The sequence below is a fragment of the Amphibacillus marinus genome, assembly GCF_900110345.1.
GTDB classification, from domain to species: domain Bacteria; phylum Bacillota; class Bacilli; order Bacillales; family Amphibacillaceae; genus Amphibacillus_D; species Amphibacillus_D marinus.
Genome location: NZ_FODJ01000003.1, coordinates 290,535 through 311,092, shown reverse-complemented (window position 1 = coordinate 311,092; position 20,558 = coordinate 290,535). Strand labels below are relative to the sequence as shown.

19 protein-coding genes are annotated in these 20,558 nt (G+C 38.1%); 3 read left to right on the top strand and 16 right to left on the bottom strand.

Annotated features, from left to right (window positions below; genetic code table 11):
* Window positions 1-242 precede the first annotated feature (242 nt).
* The 12 genes from BM000_RS07040 to BM000_RS06985 all read right to left on the bottom strand — a co-directional run bounded on the left by BM000_RS07040 (window position 243) and on the right by BM000_RS06985 (window position 14,512).
* Window positions 243-827 (bottom strand): hypothetical protein, encoded by a 585-nt coding sequence (locus BM000_RS07040; RefSeq protein ID WP_091496247.1) that lies wholly within the window; start codon window positions 825-827, stop codon window positions 243-245.
* A 257-nt stretch (window positions 828-1,084) separates the two neighbouring features.
* Window positions 1,085-4,480 carry a glycoside hydrolase family 2 TIM barrel-domain containing protein gene (locus BM000_RS07035; protein WP_091496245.1) on the bottom strand — a complete coding sequence of 1,132 codons (3,396 nt, stop codon included), beginning with the start codon at window positions 4,478-4,480 and terminating at the stop codon, window positions 1,085-1,087.
* Window positions 4,481-4,645: 165 nt separating this feature from the next.
* On the bottom strand, window positions 4,646-5,485 hold the full coding sequence (locus tag BM000_RS07030) for an AraC family transcriptional regulator (protein WP_091496243.1): 840 nt from the start codon (window positions 5,483-5,485) through the stop codon (window positions 4,646-4,648).
* A 246-nt stretch (window positions 5,486-5,731) separates the two neighbouring features.
* Complete coding sequence (locus tag BM000_RS07025; protein WP_177178241.1) at window positions 5,732-6,580, bottom strand: GNAT family N-acetyltransferase; 849 nt, start codon at window positions 6,578-6,580, stop codon at window positions 5,732-5,734.
* Window positions 6,581-6,777: 197 nt separating this feature from the next.
* Entirely contained in the window at window positions 6,778-7,278 is a 501-nt protein-coding gene (locus BM000_RS07020; RefSeq protein WP_177178240.1) for a GNAT family N-acetyltransferase, read from the bottom strand.
* A 31-nt stretch (window positions 7,279-7,309) separates the two neighbouring features.
* Window positions 7,310-7,810: a cupin domain-containing protein gene (locus BM000_RS07015; protein WP_091496237.1), complete on the bottom strand. Its 501-nt coding sequence runs from the start codon at window positions 7,808-7,810 to the stop codon at window positions 7,310-7,312.
* A gap of 394 nt (window positions 7,811-8,204) precedes the next feature.
* A complete protein-coding gene (locus BM000_RS07010; RefSeq protein WP_091496235.1) occupies window positions 8,205-8,984 on the bottom strand; it encodes a helix-turn-helix transcriptional regulator in 780 nt (259 codons plus the stop codon).
* A gap of 215 nt (window positions 8,985-9,199) precedes the next feature.
* Window positions 9,200-10,342, bottom strand: coding sequence for a DNA cytosine methyltransferase (locus BM000_RS07005; protein WP_091496233.1), 1,143 nt, complete (start codon window positions 10,340-10,342; stop codon window positions 9,200-9,202).
* 113 nt (window positions 10,343-10,455) lie between these two features.
* Window positions 10,456-12,108, bottom strand: coding sequence for an AlwI family type II restriction endonuclease (locus BM000_RS07000; protein WP_091496231.1), 1,653 nt, complete (start codon window positions 12,106-12,108; stop codon window positions 10,456-10,458).
* Complete coding sequence (locus BM000_RS06995; protein ID WP_091496229.1) at window positions 12,083-12,658, bottom strand: hypothetical protein; 576 nt, start codon at window positions 12,656-12,658, stop codon at window positions 12,083-12,085. The genes BM000_RS07000 and BM000_RS06995 overlap by 26 nt, the downstream gene beginning before the upstream one ends.
* A 317-nt stretch (window positions 12,659-12,975) precedes the next feature.
* A complete protein-coding gene (locus BM000_RS06990) occupies window positions 12,976-13,308 on the bottom strand; it encodes an HIT family protein (RefSeq protein WP_342708159.1) in 333 nt (110 codons plus the stop codon).
* Between the two features lie 235 nt (window positions 13,309-13,543).
* Entirely contained in the window at window positions 13,544-14,512 is a 969-nt protein-coding gene (locus BM000_RS06985) for an iron-hydroxamate ABC transporter substrate-binding protein (RefSeq protein WP_091496227.1), read from the bottom strand.
* A gap of 195 nt (window positions 14,513-14,707) precedes the next feature.
* Here BM000_RS06985 and BM000_RS06980 point away from each other — a divergent pair, with 195 nt between their 5' ends.
* Entirely contained in the window at window positions 14,708-15,748 is a 1,041-nt protein-coding gene (locus BM000_RS06980; RefSeq protein WP_091496225.1) for a FecCD family ABC transporter permease, read from the top strand.
* Window positions 15,748-16,755, top strand: a complete 1,008-nt coding sequence (locus tag BM000_RS06975) for a FecCD family ABC transporter permease (RefSeq protein ID WP_091496223.1) — start codon at window positions 15,748-15,750, stop codon at window positions 16,753-16,755. The genes BM000_RS06980 and BM000_RS06975 overlap by 1 nt, the downstream gene beginning before the upstream one ends.
* A 63-nt stretch (window positions 16,756-16,818) precedes the next feature.
* Here the strand turns inward: BM000_RS06975 and BM000_RS06970 are convergent, their stop codons facing one another.
* Window positions 16,819-17,250 carry a winged helix-turn-helix transcriptional regulator gene (locus BM000_RS06970; protein WP_091496221.1) on the bottom strand — a complete coding sequence of 144 codons (432 nt, stop codon included), beginning with the start codon at window positions 17,248-17,250 and terminating at the stop codon, window positions 16,819-16,821.
* 120 nt (window positions 17,251-17,370) lie between these two features.
* Between BM000_RS06970 and BM000_RS06965 the strand changes: the two genes are divergently transcribed.
* Window positions 17,371-17,631, top strand: a complete 261-nt coding sequence (locus BM000_RS06965; RefSeq protein WP_091496219.1) for a hypothetical protein — start codon at window positions 17,371-17,373, stop codon at window positions 17,629-17,631.
* A 56-nt stretch (window positions 17,632-17,687) separates the two neighbouring features.
* Here the strand turns inward: BM000_RS06965 and BM000_RS06960 are convergent, their stop codons facing one another.
* The 3 genes from BM000_RS06960 to BM000_RS06950 form a co-directional block, all read right to left on the bottom strand.
* A complete protein-coding gene (locus BM000_RS06960) occupies window positions 17,688-18,971 on the bottom strand; it encodes a chloride channel protein (protein WP_091496217.1) in 1,284 nt (427 codons plus the stop codon).
* 132 nt (window positions 18,972-19,103) lie between these two features.
* Complete coding sequence (locus tag BM000_RS06955) at window positions 19,104-19,634, bottom strand: GNAT family N-acetyltransferase (RefSeq protein ID WP_091496215.1); 531 nt, start codon at window positions 19,632-19,634, stop codon at window positions 19,104-19,106.
* A 274-nt stretch (window positions 19,635-19,908) separates the two neighbouring features.
* Window positions 19,909-20,451: a nucleoside/nucleotide kinase family protein gene (locus BM000_RS06950; protein ID WP_425425167.1), complete on the bottom strand. Its 543-nt coding sequence runs from the start codon at window positions 20,449-20,451 to the stop codon at window positions 19,909-19,911.
* Window positions 20,452-20,558 lie beyond the last annotated feature (107 nt).

Genomic DNA, 20,558 nt, shown 5'->3' with positions numbered 1-20,558 from the left:
TTACTCCCTTCAAAAGTTATCTTCTCTTTATACTATATCGAACAAAGCTAGCGTGTTTATATCATTATTTCTAATAATTTGTGAACATTTTATGTCATGCTAAGCGAAAAAAATAGACTAGCCTAAAAAAAGCCTAAATGGCGATTAAGGTAAACTTGATTACCACAATCGCCATTAAAAACCTTCCTAAATTAAATTGTCTCATTAACCTAATACACTAAAAAGAAGCTATTTCAACGCTGTTACGAATTAGTAAATCCATTCAATACCTCGATAAGAGCTAACACGAACGCCTGAGTATCCTCCATTTCAATATTGTCAGAGGTTTGCATCACTGTAAATATTAAATTTTGAAAACTAATGGTAATGACATCGTTTACTTCTGCTAGCTCATCATTAATGTCGTACCCAGAGTTAACATTGTAATAGACAATGTCATTACCAATAAAACTGGCTGTATAGCCTGCTGTAACAATCATCAAGCGACTCTGATCACTATTTTCATAGAAAAATGTCTCTTGCGTCGATTTTAAAGGTGACTCTAGCTTGCCTGATTCTGTAATCCACTGTCGTTCACCAAAGCTAAGTCGCTCATCAATTCTAATTGCATCAATTCCCATTGAGCTATCTTTAAAATTATAATGATTAACGTCTAATAAAGTAGGAATCTGACTCATTAAGGCTTGAAAAGTAGGGTAATCTATAAAAGTAGTAGCATGTTCTATTTCGTAATTATTTTTGTCTTCCTTTGCAGTACATCCAAACAGAACGAGTAAATTTATAATGATAAAAAAATTCAATAACTGACTTTGTTTATAAAAGATCATATTAAACACCTCTTTTTTTGTTTGCAGATCGTTTTACAACGAAAGTAGCACATTTGTAACAAAATTAGTTATAGTTTTATATTCTCTACAAGTTTATACATTTCCTTTGTTCCAAAAAACTAATTTTAGCAAAATAAAAACGCTTAGCTATTCACATAAATTAAGTCATTTTTTAATTTTTAGCTCAAAAAACCCTCACTTATTAGTGAGGGAGGACCTTCAACTGCTTCTTGAGCAAGATTCTATTGGTTGTTACCTTATTCAAACTTAAACCAGCTAAAGTCAAATTGACTGCCTGGCAAGAAAATAAAGGTAACGTTTTGCATACCCTTAACCGTTTCTAAAGCAAATTCACGCTCCACATATCCTTCCGACTCAGTAAATTCTATCAGCTGATTAATTTGCTGTCCGTCTTGTTCAAACCGAACATGAATCGTATTTTTATCAATTGGTGAATGACCATGAATGATAAGTTTGTGTAGACCGTGCTCACCAAAGTCTAACGCTTCAAAACTAAGGGAGACATTATTACCAATTCCTTCAACTGCTGTTGCTGTTTTAGTAAAGGTATCGCCGTATATTTGATCCGCCGCTACCGCATCGTTCTGATTAAAAGCACGGTTATATGGTTCAAAGGTAAACCCTTTGATGTGTACTTTCTCATTAAGCAAAAAGTAAATGGAAGTTAAGCCGGTAAGTCGTTTAGCAAGCTTATAGGTGTCCGGCTGGTACACGTTCCAAATTGATTCTTTTTGATAAATAACATCAGCTAATAAAACGCTACCTTCCGTTCTTGGTTTACCTTCCCAAATCTGAATAGGGTATTGTGCGCTTGACAATGCAAAGATTGGAATAGTGATCGTATCTGAACCAAATTTGCCAAAGTCAATATCGACAAAGCCAACTTGCGTCTCGCTATCTCGACTGGTCGCAAAGCCCCGCTCATTTCCACTTGAGACATCCCCGATATGATCATCATATAAACCACCTGCAATGAATGTATACGGATTTTTATAGGCAACACCCAATCCCGTCGCCTCAAGATCTAGCTCTGAAATTATTTTCACTTTATCAGTACCATTTTTCGTAGTACATCTGACTCGGAATTTCCCATCACCTTTAGCCTTAACGATGGTACGGCCTTGTTTTTCCAAGACTTGAGCGATATTCGTCTCAACACCTTCATCTGTTACAACACTCCAGACAAGCTCAGGATAAGAGGTGTGCTTTGGATAAATAGTTGCCGCTATTTCAATCTCAGTTTGCTCAGCAGTAAACTGTTGACCCGCTTTCGAACTAAGCTCAATTTTTCGTACTGGTACTTCGTTTGCTTTGCCTGTTTTTATCGCGGTCTCTTGATTCTCAGTTAAGACCATCCCTTGGACATCGTTGGCAACGGAACCAACTGCTTCTGCAGTTAATGCTACTGCTGGCAACCCGTTGGCTGTTACTTCAATACAGATTGAACCTGTCACATTTGTTGCTGCAATAATTGCCATTAACTTACCACTAAATAACCGTCTGCTGAGCCCTTTGTATTGATCATAGTCCGTACTATCGCCATTATCCAAACCAACTAACCGACCTGCTCCACTTACCTTAACCGCAACACGGTTGGTTGAATTCTCCACAGGATAACCATTGTGGTCAATTCCAGCAATTTCAACAAAGATAAGATCTTCACCATTTGCTTCAATGACTGTTTTATCTGCTGTCAATGCTAGCTGTTCAACTTCTCCAAATGAGTGCTTCGCATCTGTTGCAATAACTTGGTTATTCTCATCATACGCGATCGCTTTTAACTCACCTGACTGATAAGTCACTTGCCAGATCGGTACAATTTCTTTCCCATGGGCATGGTTAATTTCCTTAATACCTAACGATTTGTCATTTAGAAACAACTCGACCTTTGGTGCATTTGATGCAACACGGACATCAATTGTTTGCCCAGGGTTGAAGTCCCAATAAGGGAAGATATGAACCATTGGTGCCGTCTTATAGTTAGTCCAGCCCGCTTGATAAATATAGTAAGTATCCTTAGGAAATGTTGCGGTATCAAGCTGACCAAAGTAAGAATTCTTAGTATGGTATGGTGTGGGTTCGCCAATATAATCGAAACCCGTCCATAAGAATTGACCTAATGAAAATGGCGTATCACGCTCAGCGATAATACAAGCTTCTGGTGACTTTGCCCCCCAGCTAGTTGTACTGTTTCCTAATGCTGAACATTGTTCATCATCGTCTGCCAAAATCGCTTTATGGTATGGAAAATGATAAATGCCGCGACTTTGGACCACTGAAGCTGTTTCACTTCCATAAATAATCCAGTCTGGATGCTCCTGATGATGCTGCTGATAATATTTCTCAGCATAATTATAACCGGCTACCTTGACAATGTCGGCACATTTCTGCGCATTTTCCCAAGGCATATAGTTAGAACCAATCGTAACACGACCATTCTGCTTCGGATCAAATTCCTCAACATAGTTTAATAGCATTTGACTAATTTCTTGGCCACGCTTATCCGCATGCGTATCATAGATTTCATTACCAATACTCCACATGATTAAGCTTGGATGATTGCGATCACGCTTGACCCAGCTCTTCACATCACGATAAACCCAGTCATTAAAAAAACGGGCATAATCATAAGGTGTTTTTGATCGTTCCCACATATCAAAGGCTTCAGAACAAACGAAAAAGCCCATTTCATCAGCAAGGTTCATTAAGGCTTTTGCTGGCATATTGTGAGCAGTACGAATTCCGTTCACACCCATCTCCTTTAGCAGCTTCAACCTTCGCTTCAAAGCAACTGGATTAAAAGCAGCACCTAATGCGCCTAAATCATGATGCTCACAAACACCATTAATTTTTTCCTTTACACCATTTACAAATAACCCCTGATTAGGAATCATCGCAATTTTTCTAAATCCGATCTGCTGGGTGATTTGCTCAATTAGATTACCCTGTTGATCCTGGAGACTAGTCACAAGCGTATACAAGCTTGGCGAACTGATCGACCATAACGCTGGGTTGACGACTTTAAGCTGTTGTTGTGTCATTCTATCATTTACGTCCTGACAATCTTCTGCCACAAGTTGTTCACCTTTAAACAGCTTATGACTAAGTTGCGTCAGCTCGGTCGTTACAGATTCTGTTTCAAGCTCAACAAGCCAGTGTTCGTTTTCGTCTTTCGTCGCAACGTAAATACCATCTGTTTCTAAATAATTTGCTTGTCTTGTTTTTAACCAGACATTACGGTAAATACCTGCGCCAGAATACCAACGGCTGTTTGGACTTTGATGAACGACCTTTACGACTAGCTCATTCTCTCCCTTTACTAAGGCTGCTGTAATATCATGTTCAAATGATGAATAACCATTTTTCCACTCGCCCATTAGTTGGCCATTAACATATAGATAAGAATCCATATAAACACCTTCAAAGTAAAGTAACACGTGGGCATCATTGTCTTGATAATTAAAGCGCTTTTTATACCAACCAATGCCATCTTCATACAAGTTATCTGTATTATAAATGAGCCAATCATGTGGTAATTGGACCGATTCAAATCCAGTCTGTGGCACATCTTTCACGTCAAGCTTCGTTTTGACAAAAGTCCAATCATTATTAAACAGAGTTGTTTGATTCATCGTATATTCCCTCCTAAGTAAACCCTTTCATCCTTAGCTTATATCTTTACACACCTACTTTGTTTAGTCAATGTACTTTGTTCTTTTATTTTTAAAAATTTACTTTCCACTAAAAAAAGTGGTTAAGCGAATGCACAAGAAGGATACATTCGCTTAATGACTAACTTATGCTTCAATAACGGAGAGCCAAATTTCAGTCACCTTATCTTTACTAATTAGGAGTTCAGGTGCTTCAGCTAAAACATATCCTGAAGTTGGGAGCCATTCCGTGTAGATATTTTCCCAGCTAGCTTTTATTAGATCCCAATCACCTTCAATTGAGAAAATCGCCCAGGTGTGTGCTGAAATGTGTAACGATTCGAACTGTGGTTTATCCACCCTAGTGCTCGCAACGGCGATGTAAAAGTCTAATTCACCTTGCCCCCGTTCATTTTCTTCATAGTTCGCATTAATGTGTAGGATTCCTCTTGGTTCTGCATCTGATATTTGCTCTAGCTGCACATAATTCGCTTCCATCTTTGAGATAAAATCGGTAATCTCTTTTTGCTCTCCCTCTATACTTAGCTTTACCCGTTTCTTATAGCCTACCACTGTAAAAGCATCATGATGTTCAATTTTGTATTTCATTTCTGTTCCTCCTCTTATAATAAGCTGAAATGTTAATTTTGGAAATGATGTTAATGAAACACCAGCCCCATTTACTTGGGAGGGATTGATACCGTGCTGCTTTGCAAATGCTCGTGCAAATGCATCTGGGGAATGATAGCCATACTCGAGTGCAACATCTATCACACGTTTTCCACGCATTAATGCAAAAGCAGCATAGGTTAATCGTCGCCTTCTAATGTAATCCGACAAGGCTATTCCGGCAAGCAGCGAAAACATCCGTTTGAAATGATAAGAAGACGTCATGGCAATTTGGGCAACTCTCTCGATATTAATTTCCTCGGTTAAATGGCTCTCAATATAATCAATCGCGGCGTTCATCTGTTTTAATGAATCCATTTTATCCCCCCAACCAAGTCTAGATTATCATGATTGAAAAACAGTAACCCGATTTTTCAGGCCAAAAATAATCGGGTTTAAATTATTCTAAGTCCGCTCCTTTTGTCTTTTCTTTAAACCATTCTATATGTCTACTCACAACTAAAGAAAGGTGATGCAAGCGATCTTTTATTAATGAAAACGTAACATTATTAAATAGAATTAATAATGGGTCCGCATTATAGCAGAACCCCTTTATACTACAATTTAAACTTCCAATTCCATTTTGTACTGCTCAACAAATGGCTCTAAACCTATCTTAGTTAAGAACTCAATTACAGCAGTGGCACGCTTGTCCACATTGACAATTGAAACTGTCGCTGAATGCTTACTTAGTTCATTAAATAATCGAGTCGCTAAGCCTTGCTTGCGCTGCTGAGGATCTACTGCAAACTGAACAATTGAGCCTTTACCTTTATGTACAATCAGATAACCAGCTAGCTGGTCGTTAACTCGAACCACAAAAGCCGTTAAACCCTCAGGATTTTGTTTAATTGCTGCAAAAGATTGCTCCCAGGCTGGGTTACAATCCACATATGCTGCTAGCTCCTTAAATGGTAGCGTCGGTATTGGTCTCTGTTCAATAACAATTGATAAATCAGCTAATACCTGAGTCTGCTTAATCTCTCCCTTAAAACACACCAATTCTCGAGTTATCTGATAGCCAACCTTTTGGTAGGCTCTAATTGCCTTCTGATTAGACTGAATTACCTCTAACTGATAGTGCTGAACTTGATTCTTTAACATGTGTGGTTGAGCAAATTGATAGATTTTCTCTACCAATCTTTGACCACGATATGTAGGGATGACACCTGTTCCAGCATTAAAAAGTGTCTTTTTGTTCTCTATCCAATCTACCCCATGCAAGACAAACGCAACGAGTTGATCATTGTCCACTGCACAAAATGACAAACTTAACTCAACACGTGCTAGCTTAAATTTGCGTTCGAGTTGCTCAGTTGTCATTTGTAGTGGTACGACATAATCTGAGAAAGCTAAATTAAAACAGTCACACAATGCATCTAATTTTATTCTCTCTAACGTCCTTATCTCCATATACATTCTCCCTTTTTCATTTGTTCTTATCCATTTACAGCTATTATACAGATCATTCGTTTTCTTTTCATAATTCAGGTCTTAAAAATTTCTAAATGAATTTTATCCTTTTCTAACAAGCTCTTGTCATCGCTATCTTACATAACTATATTAAAAAGTAGCTACCTAAGCGGAAGCTACTCTAATTTTCTAGTTAGTTAAGGTACCAGTCGAGTGTGCATAATTTCAGCTGTCATTCCGGCAATTTCACATACTCGAACTGTCCGAAATCCTTGCTTCACTAGTATCCTTCTAGATGCCAAGTTCTTTGGATCAATAATTGCTGAGACTTTTTTGAGACCATAAATATTCCTTGCTTTCTCCATCATTGCTCCCGCAATTGCCGAGCCCCTTCCTTTACCCCAAAACTGTGGCAAAAGCATGTAGCCTATTTCAGCCATGCAATCATCTTTATGAATAAATTCTAATTTCGCCAATCCAATGTAGGTCATTGTTGGTTGTTCGATTACTTTATAAATACCAAATGATTCAAACCGACCATTTTCGTAAATAAGTGAGCGAAAGTTTTCGCATGCCTCATGATATGGAATGGTACGTTCAGCTACCATTGCCATCACCTTTTCATTACAAACAAGCTGATAATAGCGATCAAAATCTTCTTTTTCATATTTTTCAAAATTGAAAGTAAAGTTGGTCACGATCCGTCGCCTCATTTATTAATAAGATTGGCTACTTGGCTTCTTCATCCTCCATTGCCTCCGCCTTGGTTGCCTGCACAGTCCCAAAAGGATGGTGAGGTGGGGCATAAATTGAATAGAGCTTAAGTGGTACATGTCCGGTATTAATCACATTATGCCAAGTGCCTGCTGGAACCATAATAGCAAAGTCTTCATTTGCATGTCGATTAAGCGTTAATTGATCAGCCTTTTCTCCCATTTGAACGAGTGCCTGACCTTGTTCAATTCTTAAAAACTGATCTGTATCTGGGTGCACCTCTAAACCAATATCATCACCTACGTCAATGCTCATTAGGGTTACCTGCAAATGATCACCAGTCCATATGGCCGTTCGGTAATTGCGATTTGATTTGGCTCCCTGATCAATGTTTACAACGAAAGGCTTTGGCCCTTGATCAGTCAAGCGTTGTTGTTGTGTTGCCGTTCTCATGTAAGAGATAGGCACAGGCTGAAAGCTGTAATATTGAGGATAACTACAGTAATAATAATGCATTAATCTTTTTCCCTCCTAGCTTTTATTAAAACTTGATGGAGATAAAATTATCTACATTAGCATATGCCCACGCTACTTTCGAGTGAGCACCTTTTTATGTCATCTTCTCAACACAGGTTAAGCTTTTCGAACTAACGCTAGCAGCTACAAATCAGATTACTTTTGCTCATCACTAATCATTCTCAAAAAGAAGCGATGCTAGTAACAGTTTTTTATTCAACAAAAAGGCTTGTTTAAGTGCTTTGGTTACGCAATAGGCCTGATCATTTTTGATCTACAAAATACAGATTAGGGAAAATAAGACAGCGAATGATTACAGTGATTTACAACATGTACTGAACAAAAACATTAATTAAAATAGAAATTGTCAAGCTTGCTTAAGTTAACAATCATGTTATTTCATTAAGGCTTCTTTAAGCAATTGCGGAAGATTAATAATAATGGGTGGGTCCTCTGGTAAAGGCGGACGCAACTGCAATTCTACCGAATGAACAGGGTGCTCTGCATTAAATGACAACCTTTTCTCAACTTTACCTCTTAGGGCATCCTTAAGAACAAAATAATTAATTGGGTTATGACTTTTCTCAATACAACAAGCTAACAGATAAAAATCACCATCTGGGATATTTATAAAGGATGTGTGTTGTTTCTTTAATACTGCTTGTCCGATAATAGGGGAGTGATCAGGGATAGGATGGTGGAATAAACCAACAAAAGTAATACCCCCATTAAATGAATCAGGGTACTTAAGATAAACATGGCATTGGTTGGCTGTGTTTTCAAGCTTACCTTTATATGTAATTGTATTTCGCAGGTCAATATTCTCTGCTTCCTCCTGAAGAAATTGATGAAGCTGATTGACTTGAAGCTGATACTGTTTTGGGGACAGTCCTGTGCTGTCTTTAAAACTTTGTGAAAAAGTACTTGAGCTTAAGTAACCAACCTGAAGGTGAGCCCTCAGCACTGTTCGTTTCTCTTTTAATAATTGCTCAATACTCTGCTCAATTTTGATAGCAGCTAAATAGGACTTAGGTGAAAAGCCAGTGATCTTTTTAAACGTACGACTAAAATGATACTTACTATAGCCGAAATGGTTAGCAATTTCAGCTATCGAAATGCCTTCATTAACATGACTCTTTAAATAATTTAAGATTTCTGTTATTGAATGCTTCATGCCCACACCCACTTTTGCAACTATTTTAACACATTTATCTTATCACAAAAAGCTGTATACAATCAGCGAAGGCGATCTTAAGCGGAATTCTCTATATGGAAAATAAAGAAAGGTATAAAACGGTCAACTTATAACTTTTAACCCCCCAGAAGTTGACCGTCTCTTCTTACAAACAGATAAGTTACCAGTTAACTACTTTAATAGCATCTGTGAAACTACACCTTCACTAAGGATGCAATCTCGTTACCAGTTTCTTTATACAAAGTGTTTACTTGAAGTTTCTTAGTTGGCTCCACCCAAGCATATTCTTCACCAGCAAACGTTCTTAAAATGGCCATCAAAATATGCCGAAGTCCTTCTGGTGGTATTGCCATCCCAATTTGCTTACGTACACTCTCTTTGCCACCTTGGAAATAAAAATCATCTGGAAATGTCTGTAGCCTAGCCCGTTCACGATTGGTTAAAGCACGATTTTCATTCCAATGATACATATGTGTTCCTCCACCACCTGAACCAGTGACAGTATACGATGGTTTATTTCGATCAAGCCTCTTATAAATGTTACTCAATCTAGCACCTTTCACTTTTAAACGTAGCTCTTCTGGAATGTACTCTACCCACGCATTACCACCTTCGGGAATGTAAGACAGCATATCAACTGTTCGTTTGTTATGATTGGTATGTTCATGATTAAAAGCATTATTAGGAATGGGAGGACTTGTAAGTGCCTGTCCAGCTGTTCTATAATCGGATACTGTTGGCGTCGTTGGCGCAGGAACTTTAAATTCTATTCCTTGCTCAGCAAGATCTCTCCGAATTCCTACAATAATGATACGATGCCGTGCTTGTGGTACACCATATTGTTCAAATTTATAAAAATTAGGTGTTATAACATAACCTACCTCTTCAAGCTCTTTAAGTATCTGAATAAACGCCTCTCCTTCATTTGCTGAAGACAGTCCTCCAACATTTTCAGCTACAAAAACGTCTGGACGAAATTCTTTCAATGCTTTAACCCCATATGTGTAAAGCGGACCAAAATCTCCCTCAAGGCCTTTTTGTTTTCCGACAAGAGAATAGTCATTACACGGAAAACCAAAAATTAGAGCATCAATATCTGAAAGTCGTTCATGATCAGTTAAATCAAATGTTCTAACATCCTGACAAAAAACTGTCTCTGCATTGGGGTCTTCTAAAATATTTAATTTATACGTATCAACGGTATCTTTGTCATATTCATTCGCCCAAACATGGGAAAAACCCCATTCCTCTTCGTTCTGATCTACAAAACGTGAAGTTTTAGCAGCATACGCACCTCCACCAGGTCCTGCAAACAATTCTGCTGTTCTAAATATCATAATAATAAGCCTCCCAAACAAGAACTAACGTTCTAGCATATGCTTTGTATTCCTAGTTTAGCATATGTCGAGAAAAAATCAATTCCCTAACCAAGCAGGAGCTATATTATTGATTAATTCAATTTCAAACGATGCGCTATTTGACTATATGTTTCATAACCAACATTATCGTTTAAAAGTTCAACAAAATAAGATTTTCGTTTTTCAATAGATATATCATTTTCTATACAATAATCTAGCAACCCTAAAATTGCTGAGGCAGAGATTAAAGCTCCTGAAACTTTTAGATTTTCACTATAATTTGCAGCTTTATCAACAATTTTTCTCATATTAGATACACCACCAATTCTGGAAGCGGTAATATACCCAAAATAACGAACTTTTTTTCCAGAGTATCCGTTATATTCTGGAATATACTCAGTTGCCATATGGTTTGCTAGATTAGCAGACAGGGCAAATTTCTTCCGGTAGTTTTTCGCATCTAAAATTGCAACGTTTGATTCATCAATATGAATTAATATATCAATACTGGTCCGAACTCCTTCAACAACTGGCGTAGGATGTATGACTGTCTCAAAACCGTATGCACGAAGAATCTCAACAGATTGACGTTCGAATTCTAAATCATCTGTTTGGTTTAAGTATGATGTAATAAAATCTTCATCAATATTCGGCGTACTTGTACCAGACATCGACTGAATTTCTAATGCCATCTCGTTTGCTTTTTTTGGTGGAAAAATAGCAGAAGTTATTTCAAAAATTTTATCATAGCTTTCTCCTGCTAAGTTTGGGAAATTAGCCAAAACATTCATAACTAGATTATGTTCCTTAGATTTATTGGATGCTACTTTCTCATATGTGATTACTCTAGATTTATAGCTCTCAATATCAAGACCTGCGCTTTCACCAAAACGTGCTTCTGAAATTTCATAACGCGTATTGAACGGATATCGCTCATCAAATTCCTGTAATAATTTAATTATAAGCTCTGTTGTCGAATTTTTTGGGATCTGGAGCGTAGCATTAACGTAATCAACGAGTTCTGTGTAACTAAGTTGTAGCATTAGAGTGTGAGCAACATCACCGTTAGCAGCTTCAAAGTCCCGAGCTAGTTTATCAGAACGTTCACGATGGTCTAATAAAGCAATACATTCCTTTTCCATTTTTTTATCTTCATCATCAAGCTTACGATATACACTAATTTTTTTAATAATGTCTTTTAAATCGCTATCTTGCCTAGCAAACATTACAAAATAAGTAATCTCTTCTTTCGTTACATAATAGTCTATTTCCTTAGAATTAACCAATCGAAGTAAGAAAAGAATGGGACGAATACGAAAGCCTTCCTCATACTTAGGTCGAAACCCAGAAGAATTAAAGTATGCATTAGGGATTTGAAGCGTTAACAGTTGTTTACGAATATTATCATAAACATTCTTTCCCGATATCAATGCCAAACCCACTTTTGTAGGGACCAGTCTTCCATCATCCATTAAATAGACAAAGCTATATGTTCGAAGCATTGCAGCCCATGTTCGACCACCAGATCCATCAGCTGATATATTCTTACGTTTTAATCCTTTAGAAGCTAAAACTTCCTCGTATTTTTTTTGAATAGTACGATTAGAGTTCCATTTCTCAGTAAAATTATTAGTGGCTTCCTTCAGCGCTTTCAGAGCCTCTGGAAAGTACTGTGGATCACGTTGTGGGCGTGTAACAAACCATGTTGTTCTAAATTTCCTATTCTCCTTGTTGTTCAAACTCATTATTTTGTTCCTCCTCTAAAGATTCAATAATCTTCCAACATATATCTTCTTCCTCCGCTGTTAAAGATGCTTTTTCTACTAATTTAATTAGAATTGAAAATAGTTCATTTAAGGTATCTTCCTCATAATCAGACAAGAAAATATCTAACGAGCTTACATTCTCAGAGAAATCTCGAATAAAATTATTGGTCAGTTCAGAAAGATATAAAGTTTCATCCTCTATAAAATTATCCAAAGAAAAATCTATACCTACTCCCTCATGCTTGCTCTGTAGATTTGCAACTAAGCGAAGATAATTACTAATTTGCATATCGCTATAATGAGTGAGGATATTATTTAGCCAATTAGGATTATTTTCTCCTTTTAATTCCGTTGAAATGGAACGTTGAGAGATGCGATCTACTCTATCAAAAACTTCTCCTCTTCCTTTTGATTCATCAATTTCAATCTGGCGAGTTTGTTCTAACTGTTCAATGGTTTCCTCTAGCAAACTGTATGTCTTAACTATTAAGACCTTTTGTAGAACCCTTTCAAACAACTTTCTCTCCATCTTGTCGACATCCTATCTATTTTAGATCTGTTTATATCTTATCAAACTCATTAAAAATATACCCTTTTATAGAGGGGTATAAAAAGGATTTAATATATATTCATTTCTCGTATACCGAAATATGTATCTAACTTTGATAAAACTAGGGAGATTTGCTATCCACTGCTTTACTTGAATTCAGATTAACTTGTGCATGCTTGTTTGGTATGTTTAATGGCATTTCGATTTCTTGAATTGAATAAAAACCAAGATGAAAAGAAAGCTTCAAATGCAATTCAATTAATATCGAGCCAAACCTTAATTTCAAACGGATACCGTCATTTAAAATGACCTGCTGTTTTTCGCTTGTTATCTAAACTTTTTAGCCAGTGTCTAATTCCTTTCCCAGCATAGGGTTCATCACTAAATCGAGGGATAACATGTAGGTGCGAATGCATGATGTGCTGACCACCAACAGCATTACAGTTCCAACCGATGTTATACCCATCTGCTTGATGTTTTTCATCCAAGATAGCTTTTACTTCTTGTAGTAAAGAGTATGTTGCGGACCACTCTTCTTCCGTTAAGGCGAAAACTGTTTCTCGATGCTTAATTGGAACTATTAGTCCTGAGCCAATTAAACTTCTTGTGGAGTTTGTAGGAAAAGACAATGTTCATTCTGAGTTATGACTTGTTGTTGTGCTACTAAATCAATATTACAAAAAAGACATTCTTTCATTCAGACGAACCCCTTACCGTTTTAGTATCATTTTTACATTTCCAACTCTTTATAGCAACACTTTTCAAGAAAACGCTCTATAAAAAAAGATAGGATACCCACGCTAAAATGGATATCCCTATCTTTTCGGACATTTTCAGCGGCCCCATCAATGCACCCGCTATTTTCTATTCAGTTGTTAGGTTTGCCAAAACAGCTTCAATAATCTGCTCGTTGGCAATTGTCCCTGAATATAACCAGCTTGTTTCTGCTGCATATTCATAAACATTACCTTGGGCAACAGCAGGAATATTAGACCAGATGGGGTCATCGAAGACTTCACCTGAATCACTGCTATTAATTAAAAAGATGTGGTCAGCATCTAACTCTGCTAGTTTTTCCAATGAGATTGGTGACCAGTTCCCTGTTGCTGCACTTGACACTTCTTCCACAACGGCAGGTACTGCTATTCCGAGATCCTGATACAGAACAGCACCACTAGATACAGCGTCACCAACAATATAGAAGGTATCTGCAACAAACCATATCGCAGCGGCTGATTGATCGCCAATTGCCTGTTCAATAAGCTGACTTGCCTCAGAAGCTTTAGCTTCATAATCACTAAGAACCTGTTCTGCTTGCTCCTCTAATCCAAACACTTCTGCAATGCGTTGGAGGTTCTCACGCCAATCTTCATTCGTTTCCTCACTTACAATATAAGTTGGGGCAATTTGTGCATACTGATCGTAAGTGCCTTCCTCAACCGAACTAGCTGAAGGAAGGATTATTAAATCCGGATTAAAGCTTGCTACCGCTTCAAATGGCAATTCACTCGGAATGGTATCTACATTCTGCAAATGGTCTTGTAAGTAATCCTGAACGCTCGCTCCATCTTGAATTGACCATTGTGCAACTGGTGTGATGTCAAGCGCAATTAAATGATCCTCTAAATAAGAGGCAATCACACGCTCTGGATTTGCTGGTACCTCGACTTCATTACCAACTGCATCTGTTAAAACACGAGTATCACTTGTTTGCTCGTCGTTTGAATTTGTTTGCTCGTCTGCATCTGTATCAGTTGATGGGCTACATGCCACCAAAGTTAAAAGGGATACAATTAACCCAAAATAAATAAGTTTCTTTAATTTATTTCCCATTTTTTTCCTCCATAAGCATAATTAAAAACTTCTTTTAAATGATAACAATTTTCATTCTCATTTACAACACTTTTTTTAAGATGCTATAATTGTCAATAGCAAACTAGCTCAAGTAGACAACTCGAGCTACATATTGATCTGACTATTAATATGGTAAGATAGTAAAAAATTAATTTTTTTAAAGGACGGCATGTAATGAAAGATTATCCAAATCACCAACAACCATTAACCAAGTCACCAATTAAGCGCTCCATAGTAGGCATTTTTATTATTCTCTTTGGCCTAGGTTTATTAGTAATTAGCATGATTGCCTCCATTTTATTCGGTGCTGCCGAGATTGAACTAACAACCATTTGGCAAAGCATTGTCAGTTATGACGTATCTTTAACGAGTCACCAAGTTGTTTATGAGCTGCGAATCCCTCGTACACTAGCAGCTGTAGCTGTTGGCGCTTGTTTATCCGTGTCAGGAGCAATTATGCAAGGGGTCACACGAAATCCTTTAGCTTCCCCTTCCATTATGGGCATATCTGCTGGGGCAGCTTTTATGATTGCTCTTGCATTTGCTTTTTTTCCAGGTACAACTTCACTGGGGTTGATGCTTTCTGCTTTTATCGGTGCTGGTCTTGGAACGACAACCGTGTTCGGGTTAAGTGCATTCTCTAGAGGGGGTTTATCACCAGTTAAGCTCGCTTTAGCTGGAACAGCAATATCTGCATTTCTACAATCTCTATCTTCAGCTATTGCAATTCATTTTGATGTCGCAAGAGATATTAGTTTTTGGTTTGCTGGAGGCGTAGCTGGAACAAGATGGGCTACATTAGAAGTAATTATCCCCGTTGTTACCATTGGCTTAATTGGCGCAATGGTCTTATCTCGCTCAATTACAATCCTTAGTCTTAGTGAAGAGGTTGCCATTGGGCTTGGAGTTGAAATTAATCATATTCGCATTCTTGCCATTTTAGTTGTCCTTCTACTTACTGGAGCGGCCGTCTCAATTGCTGGAACGATCGGTTTTGTTGGACTCGTCATCCCGCATATTACGCGCTTCTTAGTTGGAGCAGATTACCGCTGGATTATTCCTTGCTCTGCCATTTTAGGAGCACTCTTGCTTGTGCTTGCTGATATTGGCGCACGCATGATAAATCCACCCTTTGAGACACCAGTCGGCACCATGACAGCTTTAATTGGCGTGCCATTCTTACTTTATCTGGCACGTAAAGGGGGCAATAATTAATGCAATCAACTATTAAAAAACCAGGCTTTATTATAAGCATACTATTCATTCTCATTATCTTGATCTTTTTTGTTAGCTTAAATACGGGCTTTATTCGCATTCCATTCCAGGATATCTTTAGGGTGCTAATTGGACTTGATCAAGGTCAAAATCAATTGGTGATTTTTCAATTCCGGCTACCTCGTCTTTTCCTTGCACTCTTAGCGGGGGCTGGCTTAGCTGTTTCTGGTTCAATTTTCCAAGGGATTACCCAGAATGAACTTGCTGACCCCAGTATATTAGGGATTAGCTCAGGGGCTGGATTCGCCGTTGTCTTGTTCTTATCCTTCTATCGAGCTTCAAGTCAATTATTTAGCCAGTTCTCTGTGTTATTATTACCTTTTGTCGCTTTCCTAGGTGGGGTTATTGCTGCTTTACTCATCTATTTGCTTGCCTGGAAAAAGGGAGTGACAGCAACCCGCCTTATTCTAGTCGGAATAGCTGTCAATGCTGCCTTTGGAGCTGGCTTAATTGTTTTACAGTTACGCCTGCATCCAAATGACTTTATGCAGGCGACAATTTGGTTGTCTGGAAGCATTTCAAACAGTAGTTGGAATCAGGTGTTTGCCATCTTACCATGGACCATCATTCTCCTACCTATTGCTATCTACAAAGCTAATTATTTAAATTTTTTTACGTTAGGTGATCCAGTCGCAATTGGACTTGGTGTGGAAGTTGAGAAGGAACGAGCGAAGCTACTGTTTCTTGCAGTTGCTTTAGCAGGATCCTCAGTTGCTGTCGGGGGTGGAATTGCCTTTTTAGCATTAATCGTTCCCCATCTAACCCGAAAATGGGTGGGAGCTAATCATAACTATGTCATTCCCGCCGCGGCTCTTATGGGAGCTTTATTATTGCTTATTGCTGATATGCTCGCTCGAACACTGTTAGCTCCATCGGAAATACCTGTTGGTTTAATTACTTCATTTATTGGGGCACCTTACTTTATTTATTTATTGTTAAAAGTTTAATGATATTTCTAAAGATCGCCTAGACTTCTGATGTGATTATGGGCGATCTTCCCTTCTTATCAATTATATAACATCAAACAGCGATTTCCCCGCATTTACAGCGATATGAGTCAGGCTAATCAGCTCCTCATTTGTCAACGAGGCCTTTTTTATCCAATTGGCTTGGTCAGCTGTCTCTGGCTCTTGCTCTGAACTCCAAAGCGACAATTCAATTAAAACAGGAACAAGCCTAATTCCTTTCTCTGTCAATTGATAATAGTCCTTTCTTTTATCAGACACATGATCCTCCTTCTTAATCATCCCTTTTTCAATTAGCTTATTTAAGCGATTTGAAAGGATATTACGGGCAATCCCCTCTTCTGATTGGATGAATTCTCCAAATGTGTGTTTATTGGCAAAAATGATATCACGCACAACTAATAACGACCAACCATCCCCTATCATTTCTAAACCATAATTAATTGGACAATTAGATCGAAATCCTTTTCCTTTCATGAAGATCAGCTCCTTGACTTTCTGTTTCTAGTTACAGTATAATTAATTCAGTTTCAAAATGCAACTAATATTGTTGGAGGTGATCTTATTAAGCTATTACTTGCATACAATGGTGGTGAAGTGCCAAATGAACATCTGTCTGAAAACATTGAGCAGCTCTGGGATTGGTTGAATAAACTAGAAGCGGATGGTTTTGAATTGGAACGTTTTGCCGGATCCGGCGTAAGCACTGTTACTTCTGAGGGTGCCACAAAATTTGAGGGGAAGCTTTTCGGAATATCCATTATTACTGCTGATAACCTTGACGAAGTAATTGAGCGAGTCAAGACTTGGCCAGAACTCTCCTATGGTGGGCGAATCGATATCTTAGAAACACTTTAATCTTTAATCCTAATAACCTTAATCCCACCAACTTAGTGGTGGGGTTAAGGTTATTGCTAATCAAAGTAGCGATCAAGCTTTCTAAAATCTTTGGCTGCCCGATAGTCTGGTTCGTTATGACTCATATTAATATAAATCATTTGCTTGTGACCAACAGCATAACCCATTACACTTCCGACGACTGCTGAGGCACCAACCTGCAAGCCGACCATTTCAATCAGCATGACGGCGGCTGCAATTGGCACATTTGCGATACTGGCGAGACTTGCAGCCATACCCGAAATAATTAAAGCGTTGCTTAGACCATTCGCACCGGTTGCAAATAAATTACTTAGTATACTCCCTGTAACAGCACCAATAAATAAAGCAGGGATTACTAAGCCTGCGCTTCCTCGTAAGCCAACCGTAAATGCTGTGGCAAGCATTTTTGCAAACAAGAGCGCGAGTAAAAAGCTAGTCATAAAGGATTGGTCAATTAAAGATTGAATAAATGCTGTACCCGTGCCTCCTGCATCCGGAAAAAAAAGCAAAATAGCACCCGTCAACATACCGCCAATAATAGGTAAATATTTACCCAGGCCATACTTAGCTAACCATGCGCCAAAGTCCTCAAGCCAATGGAACAATTTCATAAATGATACTGACGCCCAGCCAGCTAAAACCCCAGCTAGCACATAGTATAGAATATTAGCCGGATTTGTTAAATAATTGGACATGGCAAACAACGGAGTTGCAGTTCCAATTGTGCTATAGACCACAAAACCAACCGTCGAGGATAAAATGGCTGGAAACATATCGCTATAATGCAACGATGATTTATACAGAATTTCAGCTGCAAATATCCCACCACCAAGTGGTGAACGAAAGATTGCTCCAATTGCTCCGGCGGCCCCACAAATAGTTAGAATCCGTTTATCTTCTTTATCCAACCAATTACTTAGCTTAGGCAGCTTGGTCAAGATGTTGGCAAAGCTACCTCCCATTAGCAGCATCGGTCCCTCAACGCCACCACTTCCAAAAAAACCAATTGTTGATGCTGAAGCGACTAGCTTAGCTAGCCATGTTCGTCGAGACATATTTCCTTGGTTAAGATTAACAGCATCAATATATTTTGGTGATCCTGAACCCAATACATTCTTATCAATTCTTGCAAAGATGGTTATACATACACCACCGATGACCGGTGCAATCCAAAGTGGTACTTGGCGACCCACGACAGCAAAAAGATCAATTGTAGCATTTAAAATTAAAGCTGATACACCCCCACCAATACCAACTATTGTTGCAAGGAACATCCATTTCCACATAAAAAGGTTTGTATATTTTGTTAGCTTAAACATCGCTTCATTGGCTCCCCTCTATTACTAGGCACTATCTTTCCGCACTCGTGCATTGACATAGAGACCATTCTAACACAGAAGTGCTAATGATGGTGAGCATTTTAAGTACGTTAAGAAGATTATTTAACATTCCTAGATATATCTAGCTAGTAATAGCGTATCATAATACAAGCCATCGGATAGCAGCTTGTCCTCCTTTAACCGTCCTTCTTCTACAAACCCGAGTTTCTGGTAAAGCATGACTGCTTTTTCATTAATCTCGACAACCTTCAAGCTTACTTTCCGCAACTTAGTTGTCATTGCCCACTCAATTGCTTGGTTAATGATGTGCTGACCAATCCTCAGCCCCCAGTAATTTTTCAGGACTGCAACGCCAAGTTCAACATGGTGACAGCTTCTTTGCAATTGGCTGCCCTCACATCGTAAGAAACCGACAATGTGCTGATCTATTTCTGCAACCAAAAAAAGATGATTGCTTAATTGCTGATCAGATTCTATTAGGGTACAAAAGTCTCTTTCAGTCAGCAGCGCCTCCCCTTGGACACGATCCATCATCTCTGTTTCACCATCAATTTGGTATCTTACCCTTGCTAACTGTTCCGCATCTGTTGGAACAGCTTGTCTAATTATGTATTCCTGCTCATTTACGCAATAATGCTTCATGACCTTCACCTCAGTTGTCATAATATTACCATTAATTAATTCTCCAAGAGAGCAAGTCAGAGTAAGTAAAACGAATTCTTACTTTGCCCCCACGATCACAGCCATGACGGCGTAAGAAAGATGCAATTAAAAAGTAAATTGTTAATGGATATCATTCTCAGTTGCAAAACAGACAAAGTAGCTGGGTAATAATCCAGCTACCTCTGTAATAAGGCTTTAACAAGTAAATTATTTCCGCTAAATTACATGATCATTCTCGTCATTCTTATGTACATCAACAATGATCGACATTGCTTCGCATCATATGCATAATTATCTCATCTGTAATTGCTTTTACTGATTGACAGCCGTTAATAACGACATCAGAATTAGGTTTTATACATTTCAGCATTTGTGTATAGCCGTCTCTACCAGCGTCCAAATAATGACCAAGGTCTGTAAAAATCTGTTCTGTTAATTTATTTTGGTCATCACGAAGTATGCGCCGCGCTAACGCAATATCAAGAGGTGTATCAATGAATACTGCCAGATCGATAAGGGGACTTAGTTGTTTATTTTGATAAGCGAATGGGTAATCAACTATAATAAAACGGTAACGATCTTTTAATACATTAACATCAGCTAGTAAAGGCTGTAAATCCCAGTCATTATAATCAGCACCATTATTTACCCAACTAATAATATCATTGGGCCCATCGAAATCATAATCGTCAAAGTAAAGCGCTTTTGCATTAGTAAAACAGTTAACTAAGTGATTAGTTATAGTTGTTTTGCCACCACCAGCTACAGCGCCGATTACAATCACTTTATTGTCCATATTAATCACTCACCTCCACCAATATTATAGCATTTATCCTTTAATCGTTAACTTATCGAACAAGTTTGCTGACTTATTTGACAACTACAGTATAATTAATCTTGAAA

Excerpts from the sequence above, each read along its gene's own strand:
- BM000_RS07040 (WP_091496247.1), bottom strand. The coding sequence starts at position 827 with ATGATCTTTTATAAACAAAGTCAGTTATTGAATTTTTTTATCATTATA.
- BM000_RS07035 (WP_091496245.1), bottom strand. The coding sequence starts at position 4,480 with ATGAATCAAACAACTCTGTTTAATAATGATTGGACTTTTGTCAAAACG.
- BM000_RS07030 (WP_091496243.1), bottom strand. The coding sequence starts at position 5,485 with ATGGATTCATTAAAACAGATGAACGCCGCGATTGATTATATTGAGAGC.
- BM000_RS07025 (WP_177178241.1), bottom strand. The coding sequence starts at position 6,580 with ATGGAGATAAGGACGTTAGAGAGAATAAAATTAGATGCATTGTGTGAC.
- BM000_RS07015 (WP_091496237.1), bottom strand. The coding sequence starts at position 7,810 with ATGCATTATTATTACTGTAGTTATCCTCAATATTACAGCTTTCAGCCT.
- BM000_RS07010 (WP_091496235.1), bottom strand. The coding sequence starts at position 8,984 with ATGAAGCATTCAATAACAGAAATCTTAAATTATTTAAAGAGTCATGTT.
- BM000_RS07005 (WP_091496233.1), bottom strand. The coding sequence starts at position 10,342 with ATGATATTTAGAACAGCAGAATTGTTTGCAGGACCTGGTGGAGGTGCG.
- BM000_RS07000 (WP_091496231.1), bottom strand. The coding sequence starts at position 12,108 with ATGAGTTTGAACAACAAGGAGAATAGGAAATTTAGAACAACATGGTTT.
- BM000_RS06995 (WP_091496229.1), bottom strand. The coding sequence starts at position 12,658 with ATGGAGAGAAAGTTGTTTGAAAGGGTTCTACAAAAGGTCTTAATAGTT.
- BM000_RS06985 (WP_091496227.1), bottom strand. The coding sequence starts at position 14,512 with ATGGGAAATAAATTAAAGAAACTTATTTATTTTGGGTTAATTGTATCC.
- BM000_RS06980 (WP_091496225.1), top strand. The coding sequence starts at position 14,708 with ATGAAAGATTATCCAAATCACCAACAACCATTAACCAAGTCACCAATT.
- BM000_RS06975 (WP_091496223.1), top strand. The coding sequence starts at position 15,748 with ATGCAATCAACTATTAAAAAACCAGGCTTTATTATAAGCATACTATTC.
- BM000_RS06970 (WP_091496221.1), bottom strand. The coding sequence starts at position 17,250 with ATGAAAGGAAAAGGATTTCGATCTAATTGTCCAATTAATTATGGTTTA.
- BM000_RS06960 (WP_091496217.1), bottom strand. The coding sequence starts at position 18,971 with ATGTTTAAGCTAACAAAATATACAAACCTTTTTATGTGGAAATGGATG.
- BM000_RS06955 (WP_091496215.1), bottom strand. The coding sequence starts at position 19,634 with ATGAAGCATTATTGCGTAAATGAGCAGGAATACATAATTAGACAAGCT.
- BM000_RS06950 (WP_425425167.1), bottom strand. The coding sequence starts at position 20,451 with ATGGACAATAAAGTGATTGTAATCGGCGCTGTAGCTGGTGGTGGCAAA.